Genomic DNA, 13,900 nt, shown 5'->3' on the forward strand with positions numbered 1-13,900 from the left:
GGCCGCGAATATTGCCAAACTGAACCACTGTTTTGCGATATCCGTTGACAAGACATGGGTTCATACCATAGTCCGCAAGACGCTGCGCCCCTTGGGTTGCTGGCATCCGGCCAGCGATCTCCTTATTAGCGCCTGTCATTTTGACGGCCCGCAGACGCTCTCAACGGACCCATGGCATTTTCTGACCTCGGCCTCAGCGGCAAAGTCCTTCAAGCAGTTGAAAGCTCCGGCTATACCGAGCCGACGCCCATTCAGGCTGAGGCCATCCCGCATGTGCTGGCGCGCCGCGACGTGCTTGGCATCGCCCAGACCGGCACGGGTAAAACGGCGGCGTTCACTCTGCCCATGCTCACCCTGCTGGAAACCGGCCGGGCCCGCGCGCGCATGCCGCGCACCCTCATCCTGGAGCCGACGCGCGAGCTGGCGGCGCAGGTGGAGGAAAGCTTCATCAAATACGGCGTCCATCACAAGCTGAACGTCGCGCTGCTGATTGGCGGCGTGTCCTTCGCCGACCAGGACGCCAAGATCACCCGCGGCGTCGACGTGCTGATCGCCACGCCCGGCAGGCTGCTGGACCATTTCGAGCGCGGCAAGCTGTTGCTGAGCGGCATCGAAGTGCTGGTCATCGACGAAGCCGACCGGATGCTCGACATGGGATTCATTCCCGATATCGAACGCATCTGCAAAATGGTGCCCTTCACCCGGCAGACCCTGTTTTTCTCGGCCACCATGCCGCCGGAAATCCAGAACCTCGTCGACAACTTCCTCAGCAACCCGGCGCGCATCGAGGTGGCTCGCGCCTCCTCCACCGCCAGCACGATCACCCAGCTGGCCGTGGCGTCCGGTTCCGAGGCGGCGCAGAAGCGCAAGACCCTGCGCCGGCTGATCCGCGACGCGGATGAACTGAAGAACGGCATCATCTTCTGCAATCGCAAGCGTGACGTCGCGGTGGTGCAGCGTTCGCTGGAGAAGCATGGCTTCTCGGTCGTCGCGCTCCACGGCGACATGGATCAGCGCTCGCGCATGCAGGCGCTGGACCGGTTCCGCAACAATGACGTGCAACTGCTGGTCGCCAGCGACGTCGCCGCCCGCGGCCTCGACATTCCAGACGTGAGCCACGTGTTCAACTATGACACGCCGCATCACGCCGAGGATTACGTCCACCGCATCGGTCGCACTGGCCGCGCCGGTCGCAAGGGCACCGCATACACCATCATCACCCCGGATGACTCGAAGAGCGCCGCTGCCATCGTCGCCATGACGGGCAAGGACTTCGAGTGGCTGGGGCTCTCGCTCGACGAGTCCGGCATTGCCGGCGAGGATGATGGCGCTTCGCGCGACCGGCGCCACGATCGCCGGCGCGGCAGGGACGGCAGGGACGGCAAACGTGGCCGTGACGGCCGCCGGCGCGAGGGTGAAGCTGACGAGCCGCAGGCAGCCCGGCAGCATGAGCAGCGGGAAGAGCCCCAGCAGGATGAGCGGCCGGAGCCGCGCCGGCAGGACAGCCGGCCGCAGGAACCGCGCCAGGACTTCTCGCGGGACCCGCGTGGCGATGCGCGGCATGACGCCCGGAGCGGCGGCCGCAATGGCCAACGTGACGATCGCCGCGGCCGCAATCGCCAGGAGCGCGACGAGCCATCGCAGCCCGGTTTCGGCGAGCACACGCCAGCCTTCATGCTGGTGAAGGCGACGCCGAAGCGTCGCTCTGGCAAGCCGGCTGAAGCGCAGGTCGCCGAGCCCCGGCGTGAGAGCGGGCCGGTCACGCCGGTGGCGATCATGCCAGCCACCGGAACGCAGGCAACGGCGAAAGAGGCGCATGAGGACGCGCGGTCTCAGGACGCTCAGTTCCGGGACGCCCAGTCCCCTGAGCGTGGGGAGCGCAAACGGCGTGATCGCCGGCGCCGTGGCGGCCGCAAGGACAATGCAACCTTTGCGGCGGAGGCCGCCCACACAGCGGCTGAAGCAGACACGGCTGTGGCCCCGGTTGACGCTGCTGTAAATGCGGATGTTCCGGCAATCGTCGCTAACGTTGCAGCCGTCCCGGCGGAGACGATGCGCGCTGCGCCGGTTGCGAAGGAAGCCACGGTCGAGACGTCGGCTGAAACTGCGGCGACTGAAGCGACGGTTGAAAAGCCGAAGCGCAAGCGCGCGCCGCGCAAGACCGCAGCGAAGGCTGTCGAGAGTGCGCCGGAAGCCGCCGTCGAAGCCGAAGCGCCCGTCGCCCGGCCGACCCGCTCGCGCAGCCGCAAGGCGGTTGCCGCCGCCGGGCCGGCCGCGCAGGCGCCTGCTGAAACGACGCCTGTGGTCGTCGAAGCGACGCCCGCTGCCGAAGCGGCTCCTGCAAAAAAGCGCGCCCCGCGCAAGGCTGCCGCCGACAAGGCGGACAAGACGGCCGCCAGCAAGGCGCCCGCCGCCAGAAAGACCACCACGTCGCGCAAGAAGCCCGTTGCTGAGGCTACCGAAGCGTCGCCCCCGGAGCCTGCAGATGCAACGGAGGCGGACGCCGCCAAGGCGCCGCGCCCGGCCCGTACGCGAACCCGCCGCAGCGCCCGCACGACCCGCGGCGCCGACGCCCCGGCGGGCGAGGAAGCTGACGTCTGATAGCGGAATCACGGAAGCCCTCGCTTCCGGCCGCCTTCACATCAAAACAAAACCGCCCGGCATGCGCCGGGCGGTTTTGTTTTGACGAATGATCCGGCGCCTGAATGACGGCGATGCGGCCGCCCCTGACGCCGCCGGCGGCTCGTCAATCAGTCCGGGGACCTGAAACTGGATCCCGCCCGGCTCGCCCCCCGATCCGGAAAGCTCAATATATCGATGCCCGCAAAGTTGCGGGCATCCGCATGTCTGCCTTCTGGCGCGCTCTCAGGACGAAACGCTGAACCGCGAGCCGCCGTAACCTGCCTCCTCTGGAATAAGCAGGTGCACGCCTTCTTCGGATTTTTGCAGCACTGGCAGCACCGTGACGATGTTGTCGGCGCGGGTGGCGGCGAATGCTTCGTCGGCGCTCCGGTATCCGGCCATCTTGAACAGGTTGCGCTCGGTCGGGAAAATCACCGTGTACTTGCCAGAGGCAGCGCCATCCAGCGCCTCCCGGGCCGTCAGCCATACCGATTCAACCGCCTCGTGCCCATCGTGCAGGGCGAGTTGGTCATCCGGCGCGACGGCGAGGAAGAACCAGGTGTCAAACCGCTTGGGCATGCCTTCTGGCGTGATCCAGTGCGCATACGGGATCATTGCGTCAGTCGCCAGCACCAGCCCTTCCTGCAACAGCAGGTCGAGGAACGAAAGCGAACCATCGTTGAGGCCGGCGCGCCATTTCTGTTCGATCGGCGCCAGCTCAACCGCCGGCAGCAGATTGGCGGCCCCGGGGCGTCGGGCCAGCAGCACGCCGCACTCCTCGAACGCTTCACGGATCGCCGCGATGCGGAAGGTCAGCAACTCCACGTCGCTGACGCCGCAGGGCGCGCACAGATCCGCATTGCTGGCGATCGCCTCGTCGGCCTTGTCGAGACTGCCGCCCGGGAAAACCAGGGCGCCAGAGGCGAAATCGATCTGGTGATGGCGCACGACCATGAAGGTTTCGACGCCGTCGGGACGATCGCGCAACAGCACAACGGTCGCCGCCTTGCGGAACCGTGATGGTCCGCCGCCTTCGAGCGTCTTCAGTAGCGCCGCGTCGTGGGATTTGTTGGGTGAATTTGATGTCGTCATGACATCAGGATTGCCGGTTTCAAGCGGGCGCGCAACGGTACAGCCGGCATGAAAATGAACCCGGCCGCGCTTTTTCCGCATGGCTGGGCGACGCCTGGGCTCCGGCAATTCCTATCGGGAGGCGCTGGCCTGACCCGTGGCCCCGGCCGGGACAATGGAAACCGATTCGCCGCAGCCGCAGGCCGAGATCTGGTTCGGATTGTTAAAAACGAACTGTGACGACAACCGTTCGGTTTTGAAATCCATCTCCGTTCCAAGCAGGAACATCACCGCGCCAGGTTCGACAAAGATGCGCACGCCCTTGTCCTCGACCATCTCATCCTTCGGATTGATGTCCCGGGCGTAGTCCATGGTGTATTCCATGCCGGCGCAACCGCCCTTGCGCACCCCGACGCGAACCCCAACGATGGGATCGGACGAATTGGCCATGATTTCGCGCACACGCGCCGCAGCGGCGTCGGAAATCTTCATGATCTGCATGGGCGAAGCGGAACTGGCCATCTTTTCTGAACCTTTGACTGCGCGGGCGGTGGAAACGCGAACCCCTGCGCATCCCTCAAGATAGGAAACCTGGGGCGCTTCGTCCAGGGGAGACATCAATCCCGATCTGAAGGGCGGCGCGAACGGGCGCGCAAGGGGGCGGGCGAAACCCGCCGGATGTGCTATGGCGTCCTGAACGCGTGCGGGACAGGCGAACCGTCCCGGCCCGCCCCTTTCAAGAGTTTCGAGATCAGGCGCACCAACCGAATGACCGCTCCCGTTTCAACCGCGCCAACGGCGCTCCGTTCCGTTCACGTTGTTGGCGGCGGCCTTGCCGGCAGCGAAGCCGCCTGGCGGCTGGCCAACGCCGGCGTGCCGGTGGTGCTGCACGAGATGCGCCCGGAGCGGGGCACCGACGCCCACCACACCGAACAACTGGCGGAACTGGTCTGCTCGAACTCGTTCCGTTCCGATGACGCCAACGCCAACGCCGTCGGCCTGCTGCATCAGGAAATGCGCGCGCTTGGCTCACTGGTGATGGCAGCCGCCGCCGACCACATGGTGCCGGCTGGCGGCGCGCTGGCGGTGGACCGCGATGGCTTCTCCGCGCAGATCACCGCGCAGATCATGGCCCACCCGCTCATCACCGTGGAGCGGGGCGAAATCGCCGGCCTGCCGCCGGCGGAGTGGGACGACGTGATTGTCGCCACCGGCCCCCTGACCTCTCCGGCGCTAGCCGAGGCCATTCGCGAACTGTCAGGCGCCGAATCCCTGGCGTTCTTCGATGCGATCGCCCCAATCGTGCATCGCGACAGCATCGACATGAACAAGGCCTGGTTCCAGTCGCGTTATGACAAGCCTGGCCCTGGCGGCACCGGCGCCGATTACATCAACTGCCCGCTGGATCAGGACCAGTACAACGCCTTCATCGACGGCCTGATCGGGGGGGAGAAAACCTCGTTCAAGGAATGGGAGGCCAATACGCCCTATTTCGACGGCTGCCTGCCGATCGAGGTAATGGCCGAGCGTGGCCGTGAAACCCTGCGCCACGGGCCGATGAAGCCGGTTGGCCTGACCAACGCGCACAACCCCACCGTCAAGCCCTACGCCATTGTCCAGCTGCGTCAGGACAACGCCCTTGGCACGCTCTACAACCTCGTCGGCTTCCAGACCAAGCTGAAGCACGGCGCCCAGACCGCGCTGTTCCGCACCATTCCGGGGCTGGAGGGGGCCGAATTCGCCCGCCTCGGCGGCCTGCACCGCAACACCTATCTCAATTCGCCGCGCCTGCTCGATGGCCAGTTGCGCCTCAAGGCGCAACCGCGCCTGCGTTTCGCCGGGCAGATCACCGGCTGCGAGGGCTATGTGGAAAGCGCCGCCATTGGCATTTTCACCGGCATGGCCGTCGCTGCGGCGCGGCTGGGCAAGGATTTCGCGCCGCCGCCGCCGACCACGGCTCTGGGAGCGCTGATCGGCCACATTACCGGCGGACATATCGCCGCCGACGAGGAAGGCGCGCCGCGCTCCTTCCAGCCGATGAACGTCAATTTCGGGCTGTTTCCACCACTGACCGAACCGCTGCGCAATACCAGCGGCAAGCGCATGCGAGGCAAGGAAAAGGCGGCCGCCAAAAAGCAGGCGCTGACCGACCGGGCCAGAGCTGATCTCGCCGCCTGGATGCAGCGCGGGTTCGTTCAGGCGGACGCCACTACCCCGGGCTGATGCGACAAATTCGAGATTTGCATCCACCCACGTGGCGCGCAAAATTGGTCCGTAAATTTCACTATAAAATCAGTTAGTTGTCAGTTATTTTTTCCGGCATTTGCTCCACCGCCCTGTATCAGGGGATGCGGATGTCGAAAACAGACGAGTGGAGCGGTTTTCGATCAATCTGGATCGCAAACTGCTCCAGTTCTCTTTGTGTGAGCGAATTTTGATCGATCAGCCGCTTCCGACCGGAAAGCGCTCTAACGCGGCCAGGAGCCGCGCGACGCGCGCCAGATGCGCCATTGCCGCCGCCATTGCGGCGGCTCCACCACCTCGGTGAACGGACGCCAGTCTGGCCGGTCCATGCGGCGCAGATACAGCGGCGTCACCGCAACTGGCAGGAACGCCGCCCGCACTGCGCCCGGGCTGGCGGCAAGCGCCTTGCGGAAGGCGTCGTAATGGCTCCACGCCAGCGCCAACATGTCGGCCAGAGCAGCGCGCACAGCCGGCGTATCGCGCCCCTGGACGATATCCTCCCGGCTGGCTCCATGCCGCGCCAACAGGTCGGCGGGGACGAAAACCTGGCCAAGCCGGGCGCTCCAGGGCAACGACCGCAACAGCCCGGCGACGCCAAAGGCAACGCCGCCATGACCGGGCGCATCGCCGCCGCCGCTATCGCCGCCATCGGCGACAATGAGGCTGGCGAGCCGCAGCAGCACTGACGACGTCTCGCCGCAGTAGCCTTCGAGGCTGGCGACAGAGGGCATGGGATCGTCGTAGAGATCGAAAGTGCGCGCGTCGAGCAGGTCCAGAAACACCTTCTGGGGCAACCGGTAACGGGCAATGGCGTCAAGCAGCGCCGCCGCCACCGGGTTGCCCGAGACATCGCCCCGGCCCTCGCCCATGACCACGTCGCGCCACCATTGCAGGCGGATCTCACCGGCCAGCGGCTGTTTCACCACATCGCGAATCCGCCCGACCTCATGGGCAAACGCATAAAGCGCGAACAGGGCTGGCTGGGCCGCCGCCGGCGCCAGCAGCGTCGCCAGATAACGGTCGCTCTCGCCAGACCGGGTCAGTTGCTGGCAATGCTGGTAGGCGTCGGCGAGACGCGCGTCGGGGCTGTTGTCAGCCATTGCTGTCGCTGTCCTGTCAAACGGCTCCAGCGGGGGCAACTCCGCCCCCCGGCCGCCTCTTGTACGGCTACGGCACCGCGATCAGCGCCGCAGCCGCCTGACGGCCTTCCGAAACCAGAAAATTGTAAGTGCGCGCCGCTGTCGCAGTGCTCATCACGTCGATGCGCAACCCGGCCTCACGCAGGGTCGCCAGCAACTCCGGCGCCAGCGGCGTCAGCGTCTCGCCCGTGCCGATCAGCAACAGATCGATGCTGGCCGCTTCGGCGATGGCTGGCGCGAGAGCCGCCACGCTGATTTCCGCCGCCTCGCGAACCGGCCAGGCCCGCACGCCAGCTGGCGTCGTCAGGATCGAGCCCCGGTGCGACATGCCGCCGAAGCGAAAGCCGTGATTGCCGTAGGCGTCCAGTTCGTGGTGGCCTGGCAGAAACCGGTCGTCGCCGCTCATGACCATTGCCTCATGATCGGCCCCTTCACCCAGATTCAGGCCTTGCCCGATTCGGGAACTGACACCGGCACCGACGTGTCGGCCGGCTCATCAGCCAGACGGCCGCTACGAACGCCGAGATAGAGCAGCGCCGGCGTCGAGACGAACATGGCCGAATAGGTGCAGATCACCACGCCGAACAGCATCACCACGGCGAAGCCGCGAATAGCCTCGCCGCCGAACAGAACCAGCGCCAGCAGCGACAGCGCCGTGGTGGTGGCCGTCATCGCCGTGCGCGACAGGGTTGTGTTGACGGAAAGGTCCAGCAACTCGTCCAGCGGCATCGTCTTGTACCGGCGCATCAGTTCGCGGGTACGGTCGAACACCACGACGGTTTCGTTGAGTGAATAGCCGACGATGGTCAGGATGGCGGCGATCGAGGTCATATTGAACTCGATCTGGGTGATGACAAAGAAACCAACGGTCAGCACGATGTCGTGCATGGTGCCGATAATGGCGCCGATGGCGAACTGCAGTTCGAAGCGGAACCACAGGTAGACCATCACCGCGAGGATCGCGAGCACCACGCCCAGCGTGCCGGACTGCACCAGCTCGCCCGAAACGCGCGGTCCCACCGTCTCGACGCGGCGGAACTCATAGTCCTTTTCGAACGCCGCGCGGGCCTTGGTCACGATCTCGCCCTGGGCGCTCTCGCCGCCGGGCTGCACCGGCACGCGAATGGACACGCCGCCAGAGCCGAACTCCTGAACCTCGACCTCGCCGACGCTGATGGCGTTGGCCGCCTGGCGCACAACGGACACATTGGCCTGGCCGTTGCGGGCCTGCATCTCGATCAGCGTGCCGCCGGTGAAGTCGATGCCGAAATGCAACCCCCAGACCAGCAACAGCGCCGCCGTCGCCAGAGAAATCAACGCCGAGAACGGGAAGCTGAACACACGACGCCGGACGAATTTGATCCGGGTGTTGTCAGGAACGATACGAAGCAAACGCACGATCGGTAACCCTTTCACGGCGTTCCGGCGAAGCTGGCAGCGCCCCGGGGAACATACCTGACTTCAACCATCCCGGAAGAAGCCCGTTGTAACATAATGAATTGCATATCTTTTCGCCAGCAAAGCCCAATGCCACGCCACGAAAAGGCTCCGGGATTCCCCGGATAAATACTCAGAACGGCAGCGTCTTCGGCCGGGCAATCCGGTACCACAGCGCGATCATCATCCGCGTCATGGTGACGGCGGTGATGACCGTGGTCAGGATGCCAAGGACGAACACCACGGCGAAGCCACGCACCGGACCCGTGCCGAGCAGGAACAGGATGACGGCGGCGATAGCCATGGTGCTGTTCGAGTCGAAAATCGTCGCGAACGCCCGGGTAAAGCCGGCGTCGATCGCCGATATGATGGATCTCCCCGCCTTCGCCTCCTCGCGTATGCGTTCATAGATCAGCACGTTGGAGTCGACGGCGGTGCCGATGGTCAGCACGATGCCAGCGATGCCGGGCAAGGTCATGGTGGCGCCGAGCAACGACATCAGCGCCAGGATAAACACCACGTGGACGATCAGCGCGATGTTGGCGAACAGGCCGAACAGGCCGTAGGTCACAAACATGAACAGCACGACGAAGATCGCCGCCACATAAGTGGCCTTGAGACCGGCGTTGATTGAATCCTTGCCGAGGCCCGGACCAACCGTCCGCTCTTCCACCACGGTCAGCTTGGCGGGCAACGCGCCGGCGCGCAACAGCAGCGCAAGGTCGTTGGCCTGCTGCACGGTGAACCGACCAGAAATCTGGCCCGAACCGCCGGTGATCGGATTGATGATGCGCGGAGCCGAGACGATCTCGTTGTCGAGCACGATGGCCAGCGGCCGGCCGACATTCTCCGTCGTCGCCTGGCCGAAGCGCTGGGCGCCCTTCATATTGAAGCGGAAATTGACGATCGGCTCCGACGTGCGCTGGTCGAACGACGGCTGGGCGTCCACCAGATCCTCGCCTTCGACGATGACCCGCTTTTCGACCGGCGTCAGGGCGCCGCCGGCATCACGCGACGGCAGCATGTCGACCTCGCCGCGGGCGCCGCCGCCCTCCGCCACGAAGCGGAACTGCAGCTTTGCGGTCTTGCCCAGCAGATCCTTCAGACGTTGCGGATCCTGCAAGCCCGGCACCTGCACCAGAATGCGGTCGGCGCCCTGGCGCTGGATATTCGGCTCGGTGGTGCCCAGCGCGTCGACGCGCTTGCGCAGCACCTCGATGGCCTGATTGATGGCGCGGCCGACGCGATCGCGCACGCCAGCCTCGGAAAGGGTCATCTGCAGGGCGCCTTCCGGCGTCGTCACGATGTCGAGGGTCTGGGCGCCGCCAGTTCCAAGCAGGGCGTTGCCAATCGGTTGGGACAACTCACGCAGCCGCGGCAGCACCTTGTCCTTGTCTGCGGCGTCGGCAAAACGGATCTGCACGCCGCGCGGCAGCACGGTGATGCCGCCCTGCGGCGTCACCCGGTTCTCGCGCAGCACCCGGCGAACGTCGTCGCGCAGGGTGGCGACCTGGGTTCGCGTCAGATCGTTGGCGTCAACTTCCAGCAGCACATGCGAGCCGCCCTGAAGGTCAAGGCCAAGCACGATGGCCTTGTGGGGGAACAGCCAGCCCGGGAACCATGACGGCGCGCTCGCCTCGATCGCCTTGCGCGTCTCCGGCGTCATCAGGTTCGGCGCGGCGTAGAGAAAGCCGAGCACGGTGAGCAGGAGGATGGAGACGATCTTGCCGGTCGAGTAGCGGAGCATCGATCAGAAGCTTTCCAGGGTCTGGGCGTGAAATCCCGCTGGGCGAAGCCCACGGGAAAAAGCGCCCGCATTGGAGCATATGCGATCAGGCGATGGGCCTGGACGGACAGCGCCGTAGAGCGCCTTCCGCAAAACAACCTCCCGGCGGGAGCCGGAAGGTCCTTTTCAGCAGGTCTGGCCTCAGGCCTTGACCGGCTCGGCCTTGCTGCGCACCTCGGTGACCATGCTGCGCACGATGCGAACGCGCACATTGTCCGCGATCTCGACCTCAACTTCCGGCGAATCGTCGACGACCTTGGTCACCCGGCCGATCAGGCCGCCAGAGGTGATGACGGTGTCGCCGCGCCGCAGGTTCTTCACCAGTTCCTGATGGGCCTTGGCCCGCCGCTGCTGCGGCCGCAGGATCAGAAAATACATGATCACGAAGATCAGAATGAACGGCAGGAACTGCAGCAGCATATCGCTGCCGCCGGGGGAGGCTGCGCCGGACTGGGCGAATGCGGGCGTAATCACGTAAGTGGCGCTCCAAATTGAGGGGAGAAAACAGCCCGGTCGCCGCAAGGCGCAATGCCGGTCAATTTCCCCGCCGTCTCCGATCTTCTGTCTGGCGGTATATAGCGATGGAAACCCGGAAGGCAACGCGCGCGCTGCCCCTGGGCGGACGTGCGCCCGCGTTTTCACGGGCCATTGGCGTCGTCAGAGGCGCGCCGGTCAATCAGGCAAGCCCGCCGGTGACTGTCCGTACATGGGGAGACGGAGGGAGCGTCGCCCCTCCGCCCGTAAAGCTCACGCTTCAAAAACCTCACGTTTCTCCTGCGTCGCCGCCGTCATCGCCCTGCCCGTTTTCACCGGCATCCACGATAACTCCAGCCTCTTCGCCGTCGTCGGTGATGCGTTCGACCGAAACGACCCGCTCGCCATCCGCCGTGTTGAACACGATCACGCCCTGGCTGCTGCGTCCGATGATGCGGATGCCATCGACCGGCACGCGGATCAGCTGACCGCCATCCGTAACCAGCATGATCTGGTCGGTCTCATCCACCGGGAACGAATCGACCAGACGTCCGTTGCGCCCGTTGACCGCCATGGCGGCGATGCCCTTGCCGCCGCGCCCGGTGACCCGGTACTCGTAGGCGGACGAGCGCTTGCCGTAACCATTCTCCGACAACGTCAGCAGGAACTGCTCGTTGGCCCCAAGCTCCGCGTAGCGCTCCGCATCCAGACGGCCCTCATCGCCAACGCCCTCGGCGTCGAGTTCCACCGTCTCCGCTGCATCCTCCTGCTCACCCGTGGCGGCGCGCCGCGCGGCCCCGGCCTGCTTCAGATACAGGTTGCGCTCCTCCGCGACGGCCTCCACGTGGCGGAGCACCGCCATGGAGATGACGCGGTCCCCATCCGCCAGGCTGATGCCGCGCACGCCGGTGGAATCACGCCCCTTGAACACGCGCACGTCAGTGACCGGGAAGCGGATGCACTGCCCTTCCGCCGTGGTCAGCAACACGTCGTCATGCTCGGTGCAGGTCTGCACGCCGACGATGGCGTCGCCCTCGTCGAGCTTCATGGCGATTTTGCCCGCGCGATTGACATTGGTGAAGTCGGACAGCTTGTTGCGGCGCACGCCGCCGCTCACCGTGCCGAACATCACGTCAAGGTTGGCCCAGCTGGTCTCGTCCTCGGGCAGCGGCATGATGGTGGTGATGCGCTCGCCCTCCTGGAGCGGCAGCATGTTGATGAGCGCCTTGCCGCGTCCCTGCGGCGGCGCCAGCGGCAACCGCCACACCTTCTCGCGGTAAACCTGGCCGCGCGAGGAGAAGAACAGGATCGGCGTGTGCGTGGAGGCGACGAACAGGCGCGTGACGAAATCCTCGTCGCGGGTGTTCATGCCGGAGCGGCCCTTGCCGCCGCGACGCTGCGCCCGGTAGGTCGAGAGCGGCACGCGCTTGATGTAGCCGGCGTGCGACACGGTCACCACCATGTCCTCGCGCTGGATCAGATCCTCATCGTCCACGTCCGAGGCCCAGTCGTCGATGCGCGTCCGACGCGGCGTGGCGAAGGACGCCCTGGCCTCGATCAGTTCATTGGCGACGATGCCCATAATGCGCTCGCGCGACGACAGGATGGCGAGGTATTCGGCGATTTCCGTCGATATCGTCTTCAGTTCGTCGCCGATTTCATCGCGCCCGAGCGCCGTCAGACGCTGCAGGCGCAGTTCCAGAATGGCGCGGGCCTGCGCCTCGGACAGACGATAGGTATTGTCGTCCTCCAGGCGATGACGCGGGTCATCGATTAGCGCGATCAGCGGCGCCATGTCCATTGCCGGCCAGCGGCGGGTCATCAGCGCTTCGCGGGCGGCGTTCGGGTCTGGCGCCGTGCGGATGAGGTTGATGATCTCATCGATATTGGCCACGGCAATGCCGAGACCCACCAACACATGCGCCCGGTCACGCGCCTTGTTCAGCAAGAACTTGGTGCGCCGCGACACCACGTCCTCACGGAAATCGACGAAGGCGCCGATCATGTCCTTGAGGTTCATGGTTTCAGGGCGGCCGCCGTTCAACGCCACCATATTGGCGCCAAAGGTCGACTGCAGCGGCGTGAAACGGAACAGCTGGTTCTTCACCACCTCCGCCACCGCGTCGCGCTTCAGCTCGATGACGATGCGCATGCCGTCGCGGTCCGACTCGTCGCGCAGGTCGGAAATGCCCTCGATCTTCTTGTCCCGAACCAGTTCCGCGATCTTCTCGATGAGCGTCGCCTTGTTGAGCTGGTAGGGAATTTCCGTGAAGATGATCGCTTCGCGGTCCTTGCGGATTTCCTCGACCGTGCACACGCCCCGCATGACGATCGAGCCGCGCCCGGTGTGATATGCGGCGCGAATGCCCGCCCGGCCGAGAATGGCCGCGCCGGTCGGGAAATCTGGCCCCGGAATGATCTCGATCAGATCGTCAACGCCAATCGCCGGATCGTTGATGTAGGCGAGACAGCCGTCGATCACCTCGCCCAGGTTGTGCGGCGGAATATTGGTGGCCATGCCCACGGCGATGCCGCCGGCGCCATTGACCAGCAGGTTCGGGAACTTGGCCGGCAGGACCACCGGCTCCTTCTCGCGCCCATCGTAGTTCGGCTGGAAATCGATGGTGTTCTTGTCGAGGTCATCCAGTAGCAGCACCGCCGGGCGCGCCAGACGCACCTCGGTGTAACGCTCGGCCGCCGCCGGATCGCCGTCGATGGAGCCGAAATTGCCCTGGCCGTCGACCAGCGGCAGGCGCAGCGAAAAGTTCTGGGCCAGCCGCACGAGGGCGTCATAGATCGCCGGGCCGCTGTGCGGGTGATACTTGCCCATGGTGTCGCCGGTGACGCGGGCCGATTTGTTGTACGGCCGCTCCGGCGTGTAATTGCTCTCGTGCATCGAGAACAGGATGCGCCGGTGCACGGGCTTGAGGCCATCGCGAACGTCGGGAAGCGCACGGCTCACGATCACGCTCATGGCGTAATCCAGATATGAGCGGCGCATCTCGTCGGTCAGCGAAACCGCCTTGATGTCACTTCCGGGGAGCTCGTCGGGAGCGCCGGGCCCCTGCTGGTCGTCTTCCGCCAAGGTACTTTCCGATCCTGCCGATCCTGATCAACAAGCCTTCGC

Annotated in this window: 9 protein-coding genes and 1 pseudogene; 2 read left to right on the forward strand and 8 right to left on the reverse strand. The window is 65.4% G+C overall.

Translation table 11 applies throughout. The features are described from left to right. Window positions 1–171: 171 nt before the first annotated feature. Window positions 172–1,680, forward strand: a pseudogene (locus tag IE243_RS23915) (DEAD/DEAH box helicase); the annotation flags it as partial. A gap of 1,185 nt (window positions 1,681–2,865) precedes the next feature. On the opposite strand, the gene IE243_RS08775 reads toward IE243_RS23915, so the two are convergent. Both IE243_RS08775 and IE243_RS08780 read right to left on the reverse strand, forming a co-directional pair. Next, a complete protein-coding gene (locus tag IE243_RS08775; RefSeq protein ID WP_191318982.1) occupies window positions 2,866–3,714 on the reverse strand; it encodes an NUDIX hydrolase in 849 nt (282 codons plus the stop codon). A gap of 111 nt (window positions 3,715–3,825) precedes the next feature. Continuing rightward, a complete protein-coding gene (locus IE243_RS08780; RefSeq protein ID WP_191318983.1) occupies window positions 3,826–4,215 on the reverse strand; it encodes a HesB/IscA family protein in 390 nt (129 codons plus the stop codon). Between the two features lie 246 nt (window positions 4,216–4,461). Between IE243_RS08780 and trmFO the strand changes: the two genes are divergently transcribed. After that, on the forward strand, window positions 4,462–5,916 hold the full coding sequence (gene trmFO, locus IE243_RS08785; protein ID WP_191318984.1) for a methylenetetrahydrofolate--tRNA-(uracil(54)-C(5))-methyltransferase (FADH(2)-oxidizing) TrmFO: 1,455 nt from the start codon (window positions 4,462–4,464) through the stop codon (window positions 5,914–5,916). 245 nt (window positions 5,917–6,161) lie between these two features. On the opposite strand, the gene IE243_RS08790 is transcribed toward trmFO, so the two are convergent. The 6 genes from IE243_RS08790 to gyrA all read right to left on the reverse strand — a co-directional run bounded on the left by IE243_RS08790 (window position 6,162) and on the right by gyrA (window position 13,858). Beyond that, window positions 6,162–7,037, reverse strand: a complete 876-nt coding sequence (locus IE243_RS08790; RefSeq protein ID WP_191318985.1) for a phytoene/squalene synthase family protein — start codon at window positions 7,035–7,037, stop codon at window positions 6,162–6,164. Window positions 7,038–7,104: 67 nt separating this feature from the next. After that, the gene (locus IE243_RS08795; protein ID WP_191318986.1) at window positions 7,105–7,482 is read right to left on the reverse strand and encodes an Mth938-like domain-containing protein; all 378 of its coding nucleotides are present in this window, start codon (window positions 7,480–7,482) and stop codon (window positions 7,105–7,107) included. A 35-nt stretch (window positions 7,483–7,517) separates the two neighbouring features. Beyond that, on the reverse strand, window positions 7,518–8,474 hold the full coding sequence (gene secF / locus IE243_RS08800) for a protein translocase subunit SecF (RefSeq protein WP_191318987.1): 957 nt from the start codon (window positions 8,472–8,474) through the stop codon (window positions 7,518–7,520). Window positions 8,475–8,646: 172 nt separating this feature from the next. Next, a complete protein-coding gene (gene secD, locus IE243_RS08805) occupies window positions 8,647–10,260 on the reverse strand; it encodes a protein translocase subunit SecD (protein WP_191318988.1) in 1,614 nt (537 codons plus the stop codon). A gap of 180 nt (window positions 10,261–10,440) precedes the next feature. Then, complete coding sequence (gene yajC / locus IE243_RS08810) at window positions 10,441–10,773, reverse strand: preprotein translocase subunit YajC (RefSeq protein WP_191318989.1); 333 nt, start codon at window positions 10,771–10,773, stop codon at window positions 10,441–10,443. Between the two features lie 289 nt (window positions 10,774–11,062). Beyond that, on the reverse strand, window positions 11,063–13,858 hold the full coding sequence (gene gyrA / locus IE243_RS08815; protein ID WP_191318990.1) for a DNA gyrase subunit A: 2,796 nt from the start codon (window positions 13,856–13,858) through the stop codon (window positions 11,063–11,065). Window positions 13,859–13,900 lie beyond the last annotated feature (42 nt).

This window comes from Camelimonas fluminis (assembly GCF_014656355.1).
Lineage (GTDB): Bacteria > Pseudomonadota > Alphaproteobacteria > Rhizobiales > Beijerinckiaceae > Camelimonas > Camelimonas fluminis.

What these genes read in the sequence shown, in the direction of transcription:
- IE243_RS08775 (WP_191318982.1), bottom strand. Translation starts at nt 3,714, where the DNA reads ATGACGACATCAAATTCACCCAACAAATCCCACGACGCGGCGCTACTG.
- IE243_RS08780 (WP_191318983.1), bottom strand. Translation starts at nt 4,215, where the DNA reads ATGGCCAGTTCCGCTTCGCCCATGCAGATCATGAAGATTTCCGACGCC.
- trmFO (WP_191318984.1), top strand. Translation starts at nt 4,462, where the DNA reads ATGACCGCTCCCGTTTCAACCGCGCCAACGGCGCTCCGTTCCGTTCAC.
- IE243_RS08790 (WP_191318985.1), bottom strand. Translation starts at nt 7,037, where the DNA reads ATGGCTGACAACAGCCCCGACGCGCGTCTCGCCGACGCCTACCAGCAT.
- IE243_RS08795 (WP_191318986.1), bottom strand. Translation starts at nt 7,482, where the DNA reads ATGAGCGGCGACGACCGGTTTCTGCCAGGCCACCACGAACTGGACGCC.
- secD (WP_191318988.1), bottom strand. Translation starts at nt 10,260, where the DNA reads ATGCTCCGCTACTCGACCGGCAAGATCGTCTCCATCCTCCTGCTCACC.